This window comes from Pseudomonas sp. SWRI68, from assembly GCF_014269165.1.
GTDB classification, from domain to species: domain Bacteria; phylum Pseudomonadota; class Gammaproteobacteria; order Pseudomonadales; family Pseudomonadaceae; genus Aquipseudomonas; species Aquipseudomonas capeferrum.
In genome coordinates this window covers 15,309-31,603 of record NZ_JABWRU010000020.1, presented here as the reverse complement: position 1 = coordinate 31,603, position 16,295 = coordinate 15,309, and the positions used below count along the sequence as shown (strand labels likewise).

Here is a 16,295-nt window from a genome sequence, read left to right as displayed (position 1 = left end):
CAACGGCTATTCGATGGACAAGTGTAGCCAGGCTGGGTTCGCCTGGGCATGAAAGACGAAGGGCCCACCTTGGCGGTGAGCCCTTCTGTCATCTCAGCTGGCGGGTGGCCCCGCTGGCATCAACCGCGGTGACGGCCGCGGAAGTAGTTGATCAGGCCCTGGGTCGAACCGTCTTCGGCGCTGTCTTCCAGGCTGCCTACAAGGCGCTGGTAGACACCCTTGCCCAGCTCTTTGCCCAGCTCCACGCCCCACTGGTCGAAGGCATTGATGCCCCAGATCACGCTCTGCACGAAGACCTTGTGCTCATACATCGCCACCAGTGCGCCCAGGCGGCGCGGGCTGATGCGCTCGACCACCAGGGTGTTGCTCGGGCGGTTGCCCGGGATCACCTTGTGTGGTGCCAGCTTCTCGATGTCTGCTTCGTTCAGGCCTTTGCCGCGCAGTTCGGTCTCGGCTTCGTCACGGGTCTTGCCGAGCATCAGCGCCTGGCTCTGCGACAGGCAGTTGGCGTACAGCCACTGGTGGTGGTCGGCAACCGGGTTGAAGCTCACCACCGGCACGATGAAGTCAGCCGGAATCAGCTGGGTGCCTTGGTGCAGCAACTGGTGGTAGGCATGCTGGCCGTTGCAGCCAACGCCACCCCAGATTACCGGGCCGGTGTCGGTGTTCACCGGTGTGCCGTCCTGCAGCACGCGCTTGCCATTGGACTCCATGTCCAGCTGTTGCAGGTGCTTGGTGATGTTACGCAGGTAGTGGTCATACGGCAGGATCGCATGGCTGCGCGCGCCCCAGAAGTTGCCATACCACACGCCCAGCAGGGCCAGCAGCACTGGCATGTTCTGTTCGAACGGCGCGGTCTGGAAGTGCTGGTCCATGGTGTAGGCGCCAGACAGCAGCTCCTTGAAGTTGGCGGTGCCGATGGCCAGGGCGATCGGCAGGCCGATGGCCGACCACAGCGAATAGCGCCCACCCACCCAGTCCCACATCGGGAAGATGTTTTCTTCACGAATGCCGAAGGCCACGGCGGCGGCCTTGTTGCTGGAAACAGCGATGAAGTGGCGATACAGCTCGGCTTCCGAACCGCCCTGGGCCAGGTACCAGGTACGCGCGGCCATGGCGTTCTTCAGCGTCTCGAGGGTGTTGAACGACTTCGACGAAACGATGAACAGGGTGGTTTCGGCGCGCAGGTTGGCCGACAGTTCGTGGAACTCGCTGCCATCGATGTTCGCCAGGTAGTGGCAGCGCACGCCACGTTGCGCGTAGGGCAGCAGTGCCTCGGAGACCAGCTCGGGGCCGAGGAACGAGCCACCGATGCCGATGTTGACCACGTCGGTGATCGGTTTTTCGCTGTAACCGCGCCACAGGCCGTCGTGGATGCGCCCCACCAGTTCAGTGATCTGGTTGAGCACCTTGTGCACTTCGGGCATCACGTTGACGCCGTTGACGCTGAGCTTGTCGCCGACCGGGCGGCGCAGGGCGGTGTGCAACACCGGGCGGCCTTCGGAGGCGTTGATGATCTCGCCGTTGAACATCGACTTGATGGCATCTTGCAAGCCGACTTCTTTGGCCAGGTTCACCAGCAGGTCACGGCTTTGTTCGTTGATCAGGTTCTTCGAGTAGTCGAGAAACAAGCCGCAGCAGCTCAGCGAGAACTGGTCAAAGCGCTTGGGGTCGGCGGCGAAGGCGTCACGCATGCTGAAGTCTTGCATGGCGTCGCGGTGTTGCTGGAGCGCCTGCCATGCGGGCAGGGCCGTCACATCATGGGGTGTACGGTAATACGCCATTGCGGAGGGTTCCTTGGTGCGTTGTGAGGCCTTGGACATTGGCCTTGGCTGTCAGTTGCAGGCAGTCATTATAGGCATTGGCGGCGCGGGGGGAATGGGGGGCGTGACGGGATATCGCGGGGCATCTGCACGGTGTGTTGCGGGGGCGGCCTTGCGCCGCGAAAGGGGCGCAAAACGCCCCCGGAAAACCGCGTGATCAGGCGGTCTTGTCTTCCACGTGCAGGTACAGGTTGTCGATCAACCGGGTGTTACCCAGGTAAGCCGCCGCGATCACCACCAGGTCCCGATCATCGATCAGCGCCGGGCGCAGGCTCACGGCATGGCGAATTTCCAGGTAGTCCGGGCGCAACCCCGCAGCGGTCAGTTGCGCCAGCCCTTCTGCGGCCAGTGCCGCAAAATCACGCTGGCCACGGCCAAGCGCCGCCCCGATGTGCTGCAGGGTGCGGTACAGCGCAGGCGCGGTAACACGTTGCTCGGGCGTGAGGTAACCGTTGCGCGACGACAGCGCCAGGCCGTCCTCGGCGCGCACGGTAGGCTCACCGATGATCTGGATGGGCATGTTCAGGTCGCGCACCATGGCGCGGATCACGGCCAACTGCTGGAAGTCCTTCTCGCCGAACACGGCGAGGTCCGGCTGGACCATGTTGAACAGCTTGCTGACCACCGTTGCCACACCCTCGAAATGCCCTGGCCGGCTGGCGCCGCACAGGCCTTCGGAGAGCTGGGGCACGCTTACCCGGGTTTGCACGCTCATGCCGTCGGGGTACATCTCGTCGACAGTCGGGGCAAACAGCAGGTTGCAGCCGGCCTGGAGCAAGCGCTCCTGGTCGGCAGCCAGGGTACGCGGGTAGGCGTCGAGGTCTTCATTGACGCCGAACTGCAGCGGGTTGACGAAGATGCTGGCAACCACGAAATCGGCTCGCTGGGCGGCCTTGGTCACCAGGGCGGCATGGCCGCTGTGCAGGTTGCCCATGGTCGGCACGAACGCGATGCGCTTGCCTTCGCCGCGGGCGCGGCCAACGGCGGCGCGCAGTTCACGGACGGTCTTGACAGTGTTCATGCGCTGAACCCATGTTCGCTGGCGGGGAAGCTGACGTCCTTGACCGCCTTCACGTAGGCGGCGAGGGCGCTGTCGATGTCCGGCTGGCCGGCCATGAAGTTCTTCACGAACTTCGGTACCCGGCCACTCAGCGACAGGCCGAGCATGTCGTGCAGTACCAGCACCTGGCCATCGGTGGCGCTGCCGGCGCCGATGCCGATCACCGGAATGCTCACCGCCTGGGTGATTTCCGCTGCCAGTTCACTTGGCACGCATTCGAGCAGCAGCATGGCCGCGCCGGCCTGTTCCAAGGCAATGGCGTCGGCACGCATCTGCCGCGCCTGGGCTTCCTGGCGGCCCTGCACCTTGTAACCGCCCAGCACGTTGACGGTCTGTGGCGTCAGGCCCATGTGCGCACACACCGGTACACCGCGCTCGGCCAGCAGGCGAACGGTCTCGGCCAGCCAGGCGGCGCCTTCGAGCTTGATCATGTGGGCGCCGGCCTGCATCAGCGTGGCGCAGTTGGCGAAGGCCTGCTCGGGGGTGGCGTGCGCCATGAACGGCAGGTCGGCCAGAATCAGCGCGCCATCGTTGCCACGCTTGACGCAGGCAGTGTGGTAGGCCATTTCCGCCGTGGTCACAGGCAGTGTGCTGTCGTGGCCTTGCAGGACCATCCCCAGCGAGTCGCCCACCAGCAACACTTCGACACCGGCCTGGCTGGCGGCCTTGGCGAAGGTCGCGTCGTAGCAGGTCAGCATGGTGATTTTTTCACCCTTGGCCTTGAGGCCATGCAGGGTGGTCAGGGTTACTTCAGGCATGTAGGAAAATCCTCGTTCAGGCGCTGTTAAAACGACTGCATACAACGCGTGTAGTCATCTTCCGGAGCGGCACATCATCGCGCGTGATGTTCGCAGGTCCGTCCGGGCCTAAATACGGGTATGCGGCACAGGGGTGCCACACGGGACGCCTATAGTCGTGAGCGAGGTGGGGGAAGTCAATCACCCTGTTACCGCATTGTTACGAACAGGGTGTTACTGGCGTTACCGTCGCCTGGAGCGCCCGAATTACAGGCGCTCGAGACCGACGAACGGGCAGGCGCTGATGAGCTCGGCGAGTTCGCGGCCATCGGGCAGGCAGAAGCCGTCTGGCACCAGTTCGGCCAGGGGGTACAGCACGAAGGCGCGGGCGTGCATGTGGTAATGCGGTACCTGCAGGCGCGGCACGTCGATCAGCTGGTCGCCGAACAGCAGGATATCCAGGTCGAGCGTGCGAGGGCCCCAACGCTCCTTGCGCACGCGGCCCTGGTCATTTTCGATGGCCTGCAGGGCGTCGAGCAGGGCCAATGGCTCGAGCGAGGTGTCGAGCGCCGCCACGGCGTTGGTGTAGCGCGGCTGGCCAGGCAGCAGCGAGTCGCTGGTGAACAGGCCCGAGGCCGCCACCAGGCGGGTGCCTTCGGCCTGGCCCAGCGCCTGGAAGGCGTTCTGCAGTTGTTCTGCAGGCGCGTCCAGGTTGCTGCCCAGGCCGATGTAGGCGCGCGTTGTCACTCGAACGCCTCGTCGCCACCGCGTTTACGCTTGCTGGGGCTGCGTTTGCGCTTGCGCGGGCCGGCGCCGGTACCTTCGTCGCGGCTGCCCAGCTCACGGATCATGTCGCGGCGCTGGCTGTCGTTGGCATCTTGGTAGTCAGTCCACCATTGGCCGAGGTCATCGGTTTCCTCGCCAGCGCTTTCACGCAGCAGCAGGAAGTCGTAACCGGCACGGAAGCGCGGGTTGTCCAGCAGTTGGTCGGCGCGCTTGCCGCTGCGACGTGGCAGGCGTTCCTGCATGTCCCAGATCTCGCGGATCGGCAGGGTGAACCGCTTCGGGATAGCAATGCGTGCGCACTGTTCGGCGATCAGGTCGTGGGCCGCACCGTTCATGGCTGGGATCGGTGGCACACCCTGGTTTTGCAGGTGCAGCACACGGGCCGGCAGGGCGGGCCACAGCAGCGCGGCGAAGAGGAAGGCCGGCGTGACCGGTTTGCCCTGTTTGACGCGCAGATCGGTGTTGGTCAGCGCCTGGCTGATCAAGGTGTGGGTGTAGCTCGGGCGTTCGTCCAGGGCTTGCGCGCTGGCCGGGAACAACGGCTCGAACAGCTGCAGGTCGACCAGCATTTCGAAGGCCATCGCACCTTGGCCCGAGAGGAACAGCTTCAGGCTTTCCTCGAACAGGCGCGCAGGCGGGATCTCGCGCAGCAGCGGGGCCAACTCGCGGATCGGCTGCACCGTGTGCTTCTCGATGCCGAAGTCGAGCTTGGCGGCGAAACGCACGGCACGCAGCATGCGCACCGGGTCTTCCTGGTAGCGGTGGGTTGGGTCACCGATCAGGCGCAACAGGCGGTTGCGCACATCGTGCACGCCGTTGGCGTAATCGAGGATGCGCTCGCTGACGGGGTCGTAGTAGAGGGCATTGATGGTGAAGTCGCGGCGTTGCGCGTCTTCTTCCAGGGTGCCGTACACGTTGTCACGCAGGATGCGGCCACTGGCATTGTGCGACGAACGGTGGTTATCACCTTGGTCGTCTTCCGAGTGGTGGGCGCGGAAGGTGGCGACTTCGATGATTTCACGGCCGAAATGCACGTGGACCAGCTTGAAGCGGCGACCAATGATGCGCGCGTTACGGAACTCGGCACGGACCTGTTCGGGCGTGGCGCTGGTGGCGACGTCGAAGTCTTTGGGCGTGATGCCCAGCATCAGGTCGCGGACACAGCCACCGACCAGGTAAGCCTGGTAGCCCGCACTCTGCAGGCGCTCGACGATGTTCACCGCGTGGCGGCTGAACTGGTGGCGTTGCAGCGAGTGTTGGCTCTTGTTGATCACCTCGGGCGTGGTGCGCCTGTGGTGCTGGCCCGGTACGGGAGGGCGGAACGACTGGAACAGCTTCTTCAGCATGGGATGCACTGTTTGAAGGAATGTTCGGCCAAGAATAGGAGAATGGCCGCATGATGGGCGGGGATTCTAGCATTTACTCAAGGAATGGTGTAGGCGGGTAGCAGGATGACTGCCAGAAGGGAGAAACGACAAGGGGAGCCTAAGCTCCCCAAGAAGTCGTTGCGTGCTCTTATTATTTTTTTGCTGGGCTTTTTGTTTTTGTTGAGTGCCCTGCCCACAAATCGCAAAGCTTGTGGACGACCCCTAATCCAGGGGTAAAGAGCAAACGGATTGCTTTGGCCGCTGATGTCACGTTGATCTGTCGATCCAACCAGTTCAGGCGCTGCTTTTTAGTGCAGTTTTTGTTGTTCTCTGCCTGGTCGTGGGGCAAGCCCCAAACACGCATCCTCTCCAAAAGAATCAGTTAGCTGCGCCTCCGCCGTCTTGTTTTTATTGTGCGTGAGCCGTTTCGTCTTGTTCTTATTATGAGTTGCAGTGCTTGTTATTGTTTTTGTACTAAGCATATAGCAGGTGCCGTGCCAACTTTTCGAAACCCAATGAAATCAAGGGTTTGCAGGTTTTTGCAGGATTCTGGTGGGCGGAAAATGGCGGGGTTTCGTTACCGTACACCTCGGCAACTGTTACGTCTGAAAGGTTGGGTAACAGATTTTTGCGGTAACTGATGTGTTACCTGGGGTGTGCCCAAGGCCAAGTGTGTTCGCCACAACCTGTTCAGCGCCTATGCGATCGAGCGCCGCGCGGGCGGCGCTCGATCTCCCAGGCGCCGCACTTGCTGCGGCGAACACTGGGCAGGTTGAATTACTCGCTGGTAGCGTTACTCTTGCGCCGCGGGATGCCCAGGCGCTGACGGCGTTCCCACAGGCATTTGCGGCTGACGCCAAGCTTGCGGGCAAGCTCTGTCTCGGTCATGTGGTCCTGGTGCTCCAGGACGAAGTGCTGGAAGTAGTCCTCCAGTGACAGGTCCTCGGTCGGCTCATGGCTGGCATTGCCAGCGCTGGCGCCGCCCAGGGCGTTGTCGAGCAGGTCGTCGTCTTCCAGGTCGCTCAGCTCGATGTCGATGCCCAGCAGGTCGGCGGAAATTTCTGCGCTCTCGCTGAGAATCACCGCGCGCTCGACGGCGTTTTCCAGCTCACGCACGTTACCCGGCCAGCTGTAATGACGAATGGCCTGTTCGGCGTCGGCAGAGAAGTGCAGGTCATCACGGCCGATGCGTGCGCTCTGGCGGGCCAGGAAGGCGCTGGCAATCTCGTTGACGTCGCTGCCGCGCTCACGCAGGGCGGGCAGTTTCAGGGCGATCACGTGCAGGCGGTAATAAAGGTCTTCACGGAACTGGCCGGCCTTGGCCAGGTTTTTCAGGTCGCGGTGGGTCGCGGCAATCAGGCGCACATCGACCTTTTGCGACTGCACCGAGCCGACCCGGCGGATTTCGCCTTCCTGCAGCACGCGCAGCAGGCGAGCCTGTGCTTCCAGTGGCAATTCGCCGATCTCATCGAGGAACAAGGTGCCGCCGTCCGCCGCTTCAACCAGCCCGGCGCGCCCTGCGCTGGCGCCGGTGAAGGCGCCTTTTTCGTGGCCGAACAACTCGGACTCGATCAGGGTCTCGGGGATGGCCGCGCAGTTCACCGAGATCATCGGTGCCTTGGCCCGCCGCGACAGGTTGTGCAGGGCGCGGGCGACCAGCTCCTTGCCGGTGCCCGATTCGCCCTGGATCAGGACATTGGAATCGGTCGGCGCCACCTTGCGGATCTTGCTGTACATGTCCTGCATCGGCGGGCACGAGCCGATGATGCCAATTTCGCCGTTGGCCGAGGCATTGCTGCCCTTGTCGGCAGCGGCGGCCTTGCCGTTGCTGCGCGGCTCGGTAGCCGGTGCGGCAGCGGGCGCGCTTGGCCGGTCACGGAGGATGCGCGCCACAGCTTGTAGCATCTCGTCGTGGTCGAAGGGCTTGGCGATGTAGTCCACCGCGCCCATTTTCATCGAATCCACCGCCGAGCGCAGGCTGGCGTAACTGGTCATGATCAGCACCGGGGTGCCCTGGCCGAGCTTGATCAGCTCGGTGCCAGGTGCGCCCGGCAGGCGCAGGTCGCTGACGATCAGGTCGAAGGTGGCAATGCTGAAGCGTTCCTGGGCTTCCTGCACCGAGCCGGCTTCGCTGACTTGGTACTGGTTCCGCTCGAGCAGGCGACGCAAGGCCGAGCGGATGATGGTTTCGTCTTCGACGATCAGAATATGCGGCATTGATTCAATTCTCTCGACGGTCTCGAATTTCAGGGGACGTCGCTACGACATGCCGGGGCAGGGTCACGCGGATCCGGGTGCCACGTTGCCGTTCGATATCGGCAGGGCTGTCGATGGTGATTTGCCCATAATGCTCTTCCACGATGGAATAGACCAGAGCGAGCCCCAGTCCGGTTCCTTCGCCCGGGTCCTTGGTGGTGAAGAAGGGTTCGAACAGGCGGTCCATGATGTTCTTCGGGATGCCACTGCCCTCGTCTTCGACGATCAGGTCGACGGTGTGTTCGCTGATTTCGCTACGCACGCGCACGGCACTGCCGGGCGGCGACGCGTCGCGGGCATTGGAGAGCAGGTTGATCAGCACCTGGGCCAGGCGCTGGGGGTCCCCTTCGGCCCAGTGTTCCGGGTCGCAGAGGTTGAAGAACTGGACTTCGAAGTTGCGCCGGTTCAACGCCAGCAGGCCGATGGCATCCTGCGCCACTTCGGCCAGGCACACCGGCTCTTCGCTGTTCTGGTGGCTGCCACCGGCATGGGCGAAGCTCATCAACGACTGGACAATGCGCGATACCCGTTTGGTCTGCTCCAGAATCTGGCTCGACAGCTCGGTGATCTCGCCATCGCCCTCGCGTTCCTCGCGCAGGTTCTGCGCCAGGCAGGCGATGCCGGTGATCGGGTTGCCGATTTCGTGGGCCACGCCCGCCGCCAGGCGGCCGATGCTGGCCAGGCGCTCGGAGTGCACCAGCTTGTCTTCCAGGGCCTGGGTTTCGGTCAGGTCTTCGACCAGCAGCACCAGGCCGCTGTTACCCGGTGCCAGTGGCTCGTCGATGGCGGCCTTGTGCAGGTTCAGCCAACGGGGCTGGCCGTCGAGGGCCAGGCGTTGCTTGTGCAAGTGTTCGTCGGGCAGGTCGATGAAGCCTTGCAGCAGGCCGCGCCACGGTTCGCCGATGGTCACCAGGCGCGACCCGACCACGTGCTTGGCAGCGATGCCGGTGAGCTCTTCCATGGCCTTGTTCCACATCAGGATCTCTTGGTCCTTGGCCAGGGAGCACACGCCCATGGGCAGTTCCTGCAGCGTCTGGCGGTGGTAGCGGCGCAAGGCGTCGAGCTCGGCGGCAAGGCCGGTCAGGCGTGAGTGATAGTCTTCCAGGCGGCTTTCGATGAAGTGGATGTCTTCGGTGACGTAGTTTTCGTTGCCGGACTTGTAGGGCAGGAAGGTCTCGACCATGTCCTGGGCCACGCTCGGGCCCATCAGGCCCGAGAGGTTGGCCTCGATGCGGTCGCGCAGGCGGCGCAACGCGTAGGGGCGGCGCTCGTCGAATGGCAGGTAGAGGTCGCGCAGTGCTTGTTCCACTTCTTTCTGCGCGGCCTTGGCGCCCAATGGCTTGGCCAGTTGGGTGGCAAACTCCTGCGGCGAGGCGGCATGCAGCTCACGGCGCTGCGGGCGCCGCACGTTGTCCACCGCGCACGCTTCGGCGGCGCTGACCTCTTCGCTGCTGGCGTTGGTGAACAGCGAGATCAGGGTGAACAGCAAGACGTTGGCCGCCAGCGAGGCGATGGCCGCCATGTGCCAGCTGGTGTCGTCGAGCACATAGATCATGTCCAGCAACGGGATGTAGAAGCCCTGCAGGTTGCCCAACAGCGGCAGCAGCATGGTCACCATCCACACCAGGGTGCCGGCCAGCAAGCCGGCGATGAAGCCGCGGCGGTTGGCGGTCGGCCAATACAGTACCGACAGCACGCCCGGCAGGAACTGCAAGGTGGCGACAAACGCGACGATGCCCAGGTTGGCCAGGCTCTGGTGGTTGTTCTGGGTCAGGTAGAACATGAAGCCGGCGGTGATGATGGCGACGATCAGCGCGCGGCGTGTCCATTTCAGCCAGCGGTAGATGTTGCCTTCGGCCGGCGGCTGGTACAGCGGCAGCACCAGGTGGTTGAGGGCCATGCCCGACAGCGCGAGGGTGGTGACGATGATCAACCCGCTGGCCGCTGACAGGCCGCCTATATACGCCAGCAGCGCCAGCGCCTCGTTGTTGGCAGCAATGCCAAGGCCCAGCGTGAAGTACTCGGGGTTGGTGCTGGCGCCCAGGCGCAGGCCGGCCCATAGCACCAGCGGCACGGCCAGGCTCATCAGCAACAGGAACAGCGGCAGGCCCCAGCTGGCACTGACCAGCGAGCGCGGGTTGAGGTTTTCGGTAAAGGCCATGTGGTACATGTGCGGCATGACGATGGCCGAGGCGAAGAACACCAGCAGCAGGGTGCGCCATGGCCCTTCCTGCAGCGGTGTGTGCAGTGCGGCCAGGGCGGTCTGGTTCTGCAGCAGCCACACTTCAAGCTCGTGCGGGCCGCCGAACACACCGTACAAGGCATACAGCCCGATACCGCCCAGGGCCAGCAGTTTGATCACCGACTCGAAGGCAATGGCAAACACCAGCCCTTCGTGCTTCTCGCGCGTGGCGATGTGCCGCGAGCCGAAGAAGATGGTGAACAGGGTGATCAGTGCACAAAAGGCGAAGGCCACCCTGGCCTTGACCGGCTCGCCGGTAAGGATGCTGATCGAATCGGCCACCGCCTGGATCTGCAGGGCCAGCAACGGCAATACGCCAATCAGCATGATGACGGTGGTCAGCGCGCCGGCCCAAGTGCTGCGAAAGCGAAACGCCAGCAGGTCGGCCAGGGACGATAGCTGATAGGTGCGGGTGATCTTGAGGATCGGGTAGAGCAGCACCGGCGCCAGCAGGAAGGCCCCGGAAACCCCCAGGTAGCAGGCCAGGAAGCCATAACCGTACTGGTAGGCCAGGCCGACCGAGCCATAGAAGGCCCAGGCACTGGCATACACGCCCAGAGACAGGGTGTAGGTCAGCGGGTGGCGAATGATCGAACGGGGAATCAGCCCGCGCTCGCTGATCCAGGCCACGCCGAACAGTACCATCAGGTACGCGGCGCTGATCAGGATCATCTGGGTCAGGCTAAAGCTCATCGGCATCTCGTTGGCTCTGCAGGATGAAGGTGACGACGATCAGGATCAGCCAGAGCAGGTAGGGGCGGTACCAGGCACCGGTTGGTTCGATCCACCAGTCCATGATGGCCGGGGAGAACAGGTAGATCCCCACGACCAGAAGCAGGACCAAACGATAGATGTACATGCTGGCCTCGATGGTTGGGCGCTGCGGGCTTGGACTTATTATTGGCGCAAATGGCGGGGGGGATGCTAGCGGGAATCCATTGCGTTAGCCAAGGTTTTGAAAGTATTGGGCTTTTGTTTTTGGTGAGATGCGCGGTGTTTAGCATCACGCGATTCCTGCAGGAGCGGCCTTGTGTCGCGATGGGGCGCGTAGCGGCCCCAGGATTTCAGCTCTGCCGCACCTATTACCGGGGCTGCTTTGCAGCCCTTCGCGACACAAGGCCGCTCCTACACTGACCGCATTGGCCGGTCAGATCCGAGGCTCAGCGCAAATCAGCTTCAGGCACTGTGGTCCGCTGCGCAATCGCCTCCGGCCGCCACTGCTGGCGGGCTATCGCCAACACTTCAGCCGGCGTAGCCAACAGCAAATCGGGGTCTGCTTCCTGCCCCAACGCCCGCAATGCCCGCAACAGCAGCGGTGTAGCATGCTCCGCCTGCAGGGGTGGCGAACGGTACGACTTGCCCAGCTTGTGCCCATCCGGCTGCACGATCAGCGGAATATGCAGGTAGCGCGGCTGCGAGAACCCCAGCAGCTCTTGCAGGTACAGCTGGCGCGGTGTGTTGTCCAGCAGGTCGGCCCCGCGCACGATATCGGTAACACCTTGCCAGGCATCGTCCAGCACCACGGCCAACTGATAGGCGTACAACCCGTCACGGCGCTGGATGACGAAGTCGCCTACCTCGCGGCCCAGATGCTGCTCGAACGTGCCCTGCACCCGGTCGCTGAACCGGTAGATCAACTCCGGCACCCGCAGGCGGATCGCCGCACCTTCGCGGGCATGCCCGGCGTTACGGCACAACCCCGGGTAAATGCCGTTGTGGCCTTCGAGCTGTTTGCGCGAACAGGTGCAGGCGTAGGCCAGGCCCATGTTGAACAGGCGGTCGACCACGGCTGCATAGGCATCGTGGCGCTGGCTCTGGAACACCACCTCGCCGTCCCACGCCAACCCGTAGCGCTCCAGAGTCTGCAGGATGGCATCGCGGGCGCCGGGCATTTCCCGGGGCGGGTCGGTGTCTTCCATGCGCAGCAGCCAGCGGCCATTGACGGCGCGGGCATCGAGCCAGGAGGCGAGGGCGGCCACCAGCGAGCCGAAGTGCAGAAAACCGCTGGGGGTAGGGGCAAAGCGCCCGATGTAGCTGGAGTCGTTCATGGCTGTCGTGCGTCTGAAAATGAAACGGGGCGCAAGATGCGCCCCGTTCGGATGGGAAAAGGATCAGCCTTTGCCGACGGTTTTTTCCTTTTTCTCCGCGATTTCCTTGCAGTCGAAGCACAGGTCGGCGGTTGGGCGGGCTTCCAGACGGCGCAGGCCGATCTCGATGCCGCAGGATTCACACCAGCCGTATTCTTCGTCCTGGATCAACTGCAGGGTTTTATCAATCTTCTTGATCAGCTTGCGCTCGCGATCCCGACTACGCAGTTCCAGTGCAAACTCTTCTTCTTGGCTTGCACGGTCTGCAGGGTCAGCGAAGTTGGCCGCTTCTTCCTTCATGTGGTCGACGGTTTTATCGACACCCTCCATGAGGTCTTGTTTCCAGGCGTTGAGGACTTTGGTGAAGTGATCTCGCATGGGCTTACCCATGTACTCCTCACCCTTTTTTACCTCGTAAGGATCGACGCCATGAAGAGATTGATTCGATTTTTGCTTTTCTAGGGTGGACATGAATAGACCGCCTCTTACTCATCTGATCCAATGCGCAGGCTGCTCCATCTCCGGCAACTACCGGCCCTGCGACTGCTAGCCGCCGAACTTACCAGATAGATCAGGGGTGCGCTACCCCGCCCGATCCAGATAATTGACAGCGGTGCGAGCCACACGTTCGGTAGTGCGCAGAGGTAGAATCTCCAGTTTAGACCCAATTGAGAGAAGGTCATGGCCCACCCCTACAGTGCGCGCAGCCGCGCCATCGAACCCTTCCACGTCATGGCGCTGCTGGCGCGGGCCAACGAGCTGCAGGCGGCCGGGCACGACGTGATCCACCTGGAAATCGGCGAACCGGACTTCACCACGGCTGCGCCCATCGTCGAGGCCGGCCAGGCGGCATTGGCTGCGGGCCACACCCGCTATACCGCCGCCCGTGGCCTGCCGGCGCTGCGTGAGGCGATCGCCGGTTTCTATGGGCAGCGTTACGGGGTGAGTGTCGACCCCGAGCGCATTTTGATCACCCCAGGCGGCTCTGGCGCGCTGTTGCTGGCCAGCAGCCTGTTGGTCGACCCCGGCAAGCACTGGTTGCTGGCCGACCCGGGCTACCCCTGCAACCGCCACTTCCTGCGCCTGGTTGAAGGCGGCGCACAGTTGGTGCCGGTGGGGCCAGAGGTCAATTACCAACTGACAGCCGACCTGGTTGAGCGCTACTGGGACAAGGACACGGTCGGCGCCCTGGTCGCCTCGCCGGCCAACCCGACCGGAACGGTGCTGGACCGTGCCGAGCTGGCCAGCCTGTCCGCCGCCACCCGCGAACGCCATGGCCACCTGGTGGTGGACGAGATCTACCACGGGCTGACCTACGGTATGGATGCCCCCAGTGTGCTGGAAGTGGACGATGAAGCCTTTGTGCTGAATAGTTTTTCCAAGTATTTCGGCATGACCGGCTGGCGCTTGGGCTGGCTGGTGGCGCCGCCTGGCGCGGTGGCTGACCTGGAGAAACTCGCGCAAAACCTGTACATCAGTGCGCCGAGCATGGCCCAGCATGCTGCGCTGGCGTGCTTCCAGCCGCAAACCCTGGCGATTCTGGAAGCGCGCCGTGCCGAGTTCGCCCGCCGTCGCGACTACCTGCTGCCGGCGTTGCGCGAGCTGGGCTTCGGCATTGCCGTGGAGCCCCAGGGGGCCTTCTATCTGTATGCCGACATCAGCGCCTTCGGCGGCGATGCCTTCGCCTTCTGCCGGCACTTCCTCGAAACCGAGCACGTGGCGTTCACCCCTGGGCTGGACTTTGGCCGCCACCTGGCAGGGCATCACGTGCGGTTTGCCTACACCCAGAGCCTGCCGCGCCTGGAACAGGCGGTGCAGCGTATCGCTCGCGGCCTGCGCAGTTGGCAAGGCTGATGGCATTCTTCCCTCCACTCGAGCAGGGGCGCCTGCTGCGTCGCTACAAACGGTTTCTGGCGGACATCGAACTGGCCAGTGGCGAGCAGTTGACCATTCACTGCCCCAACACCGGTTCCATGCTCAACTGCATGCGCGAAGGCGGGCAGGTATGGTTCAGCCGCTCCAACGACCCCAAGCGCAAGCTGCCCGGCACCTGGGAAATCAGCGAAACGCCACAGGGGCGGCTGGCCTGCGTGAACACCGGGCGCGCCAACGCACTGGTTGAAGAGGCGTTGCGGGCCGGTGTGATCAGCGAGCTGGCCGGGTTCACGGCGCTCAGGCGCGAAGTGGCCTATGGCGAAGAGGGCAGCCGCATCGATTTTCGCCTGGAGTTCGACAGCGGCCCGGCCTATGTCGAGGTCAAGAGCGTGACCCTGGGCTACCCCGACACTGACGTTGCGGCATTCCCCGATGCCGTCACCCAGCGCGGCGCCAAGCACCTGCGCGAGCTGGCGACGTTGGCCCGCAATGGTGTTCGTGCCGTGCAGCTTTATTGTGTGAACCTGACCGGGGTCGGAGCGGTGCGCCCAGCCGAGGAAATCGACGCGGCCTATGCCCAGGCATTGCGCGCCGCCGTGGCTGAAGGGGTCGAGGTGCTGGCCTACGGCACCCATCTGGATGCCGAACGCATTGTCATCAACCGCCCATTGCCCGTGTTGCTCAACCCGTGAGCCAGATGCCCTGGCTGTCTTCGTGGCAGCCCAGGGCCTGCAGCACCTCGCCCTCGCAAGGCCCAGCCACGCATTCGCCGTTCTCTATAAGAAACAAGGCGCCATGATGGGCGCAGTGAATCAGGCTGGCGCTGTCATCGAGAAACGCATCGGTTGCCCAGTTCAGGGGGATGCCCCGGTGTGGGCAGCGGTTGCGATAAAGGTACACCTGGCCCTGGCGGCGGACGCCGAACAGGTCGACGCCGTCTACGCTGAAGGCGCGGCTGTGGCCCTCGGCCAATGAGCTGGAAGTACAAAGCAAGTGCATGGCAAGGAAGACTCGTGAAACACGTGATGGCTTGACGCTTCAATGCGAATAATTATCAAATTGCCCGCATTCGCTGCGCCCAGCCGTCTATGGTGCGCAGTTCCGCCGCCCGCCACAAGGCGCGCGGCCCGCCTTCAGAAGGAAATCCGATGATGCGCCGTCCCGTCGCCCTGATCGCCCTGTGCGCAGGTTTAGTGCTGTCTACCCAGGCCCTGGCTGCCGAACTGCCGCAGCGTTGGGTCAGCGCTGGTGGCGCGCTTAGCGAATGGGTCAGTGCGCTGGGCGGCGAAGCGCACCTGGTTGGCGTCGATACCACCAGCCAACACCCCGAGTCGCTGAAGGCGCTACCGAGTGTCGGCTATCAGCGGCAGTTGTCCGCCGAAGGCGTTCTGAGCCTGCGTCCTGATGTGTTGGTGGGTACCGAAGAGATGGGGCCGCCACCGGTGCTGGCGCAGATCCGCAAGGCGGGCGTGCGGGTTGAACTGTTCTCGGGCAAGGCCGAACTCGACGCGGTCGATGAAAACCTCAGGCACCTGGGGCAATTGCTTGGTGCAGAGCAACAAGCCACTGCGCTGGCAACAGGCTATCGCCAGCAGCTGGATGCGCTGCAGGCCGAGGTCAAGCAGGCCCAGGCGGGCCAGAAGGCGCCCGGCGTGTTGCTGCTGGTTGGCCATGCCGGTGCCAAGCCGTTGATCGCTGGCCAAGGCACCGCGGGCGATTGGCTGCTGCGACAGGCCGGGGCGCGCAACCTGGCGGAGCACCAAGGCTACAAGAACTTCTCCAGCGAAGCGCTGGCAGCGCTGGACCCGGACGTGGTGGTGTTTTCCGACCGTGCGTTGGCCGATCAGCAGGCGCTGCAGGCGTTGCTCAAGGAGAACCCGGCGCTGGCGGCCTCCCGTGCGGTGCGTGAGCAGCGCCTGGTGTCACTCGACCCGACGCTGCTGGTGGGCGGCCTTGGGCCACGCTTGCCGGCGACCCTGCGCACGCTGGCTGGGGCCTTCTACCCAGCAGCCAAGGCCAGCTTCGCGCAATGAAGCAGCGCGTTCAGCCACGCACACTGATC

General features: G+C 63.6%; 14 protein-coding genes. 3 read left to right on the top strand and 11 right to left on the bottom strand.

Features of this window, described 5'->3' with window-relative positions; translation table 11 throughout:
• Nucleotides 1-119: 119 nt before the first annotated feature.
• The 10 genes from pgi to dksA all read right to left on the bottom strand — a co-directional run bounded on the left by pgi (nt 120) and on the right by dksA (nt 12,829).
• Entirely contained in the window at nt 120-1,784 is a 1,665-nt protein-coding gene (gene pgi, locus HU770_RS22255) for a glucose-6-phosphate isomerase (RefSeq protein WP_186652594.1), read from the bottom strand.
• 196 nt (nt 1,785-1,980) lie between these two features.
• Nucleotides 1,981-2,844: a pantoate--beta-alanine ligase gene (panC, locus tag HU770_RS22250; protein ID WP_033701570.1), complete on the bottom strand. Its 864-nt coding sequence runs from the start codon at nt 2,842-2,844 to the stop codon at nt 1,981-1,983.
• The gene (gene panB, locus HU770_RS22245) at nt 2,841-3,641 is read right to left on the bottom strand and encodes a 3-methyl-2-oxobutanoate hydroxymethyltransferase (RefSeq protein WP_033701569.1); all 801 of its coding nucleotides are present in this window, start codon (nt 3,639-3,641) and stop codon (nt 2,841-2,843) included. The genes panC and panB overlap by 4 nt, the downstream gene beginning before the upstream one ends.
• 246 nt (nt 3,642-3,887) lie before the next feature.
• On the bottom strand, nt 3,888-4,367 hold the full coding sequence (gene folK / locus HU770_RS22240; RefSeq protein ID WP_186652592.1) for a 2-amino-4-hydroxy-6-hydroxymethyldihydropteridine diphosphokinase: 480 nt from the start codon (nt 4,365-4,367) through the stop codon (nt 3,888-3,890).
• Nucleotides 4,364-5,752, bottom strand: coding sequence for a polynucleotide adenylyltransferase PcnB (locus HU770_RS22235; protein ID WP_033701566.1), 1,389 nt, complete (start codon nt 5,750-5,752; stop codon nt 4,364-4,366). The genes folK and HU770_RS22235 overlap by 4 nt, the downstream gene beginning before the upstream one ends.
• A gap of 798 nt (nt 5,753-6,550) precedes the next feature.
• A complete protein-coding gene (locus HU770_RS22230) occupies nt 6,551-7,990 on the bottom strand; it encodes a sigma-54 dependent transcriptional regulator (protein WP_047583820.1) in 1,440 nt (479 codons plus the stop codon).
• 4 nt (nt 7,991-7,994) lie between these two features.
• On the bottom strand, nt 7,995-10,970 hold the full coding sequence (locus HU770_RS22225; RefSeq protein WP_077068659.1) for a sensor histidine kinase: 2,976 nt from the start codon (nt 10,968-10,970) through the stop codon (nt 7,995-7,997).
• Nucleotides 10,954-11,130, bottom strand: coding sequence for a hypothetical protein (locus HU770_RS22220; RefSeq protein ID WP_003250005.1), 177 nt, complete (start codon nt 11,128-11,130; stop codon nt 10,954-10,956). Before HU770_RS22220 ends, HU770_RS22225 begins: the two co-directional genes overlap by 17 nt.
• A 301-nt stretch (nt 11,131-11,431) precedes the next feature.
• A complete protein-coding gene (gluQRS, locus tag HU770_RS22215) occupies nt 11,432-12,319 on the bottom strand; it encodes a tRNA glutamyl-Q(34) synthetase GluQRS (protein WP_095063787.1) in 888 nt (295 codons plus the stop codon).
• A 63-nt stretch (nt 12,320-12,382) separates the two neighbouring features.
• The gene (gene dksA, locus HU770_RS22210; protein ID WP_095063786.1) at nt 12,383-12,829 is read right to left on the bottom strand and encodes an RNA polymerase-binding protein DksA; all 447 of its coding nucleotides are present in this window, start codon (nt 12,827-12,829) and stop codon (nt 12,383-12,385) included.
• A 210-nt stretch (nt 12,830-13,039) separates the two neighbouring features.
• Here dksA and HU770_RS22205 point away from each other — a divergent pair, with 210 nt between their 5' ends.
• Together HU770_RS22205 and sfsA are read left to right on the top strand one after the other, a co-directional pair.
• Nucleotides 13,040-14,212, top strand: coding sequence for a pyridoxal phosphate-dependent aminotransferase (locus HU770_RS22205; RefSeq protein WP_033701559.1), 1,173 nt, complete (start codon nt 13,040-13,042; stop codon nt 14,210-14,212).
• Nucleotides 14,212-14,925: a DNA/RNA nuclease SfsA gene (gene sfsA, locus HU770_RS22200; protein WP_186652591.1), complete on the top strand. Its 714-nt coding sequence runs from the start codon at nt 14,212-14,214 to the stop codon at nt 14,923-14,925. Before HU770_RS22205 ends, sfsA begins: the two co-directional genes overlap by 1 nt.
• Here the strand turns inward: sfsA and HU770_RS22195 are convergent.
• Entirely contained in the window at nt 14,915-15,232 is a 318-nt protein-coding gene (locus tag HU770_RS22195) for a Rieske (2Fe-2S) protein (RefSeq protein WP_186652590.1), read from the bottom strand. The two genes, sfsA and HU770_RS22195, sit on opposite strands and share 11 nt — an antisense overlap.
• A gap of 149 nt (nt 15,233-15,381) precedes the next feature.
• On the opposite strand from HU770_RS22195, the gene HU770_RS22190 reads away from it, so the two are divergent.
• Entirely contained in the window at nt 15,382-16,266 is an 885-nt protein-coding gene (locus tag HU770_RS22190; RefSeq protein WP_186665536.1) for an ABC transporter substrate-binding protein, read from the top strand.
• The last annotated feature ends 29 nt before the right edge of the window (nt 16,267-16,295 follow it).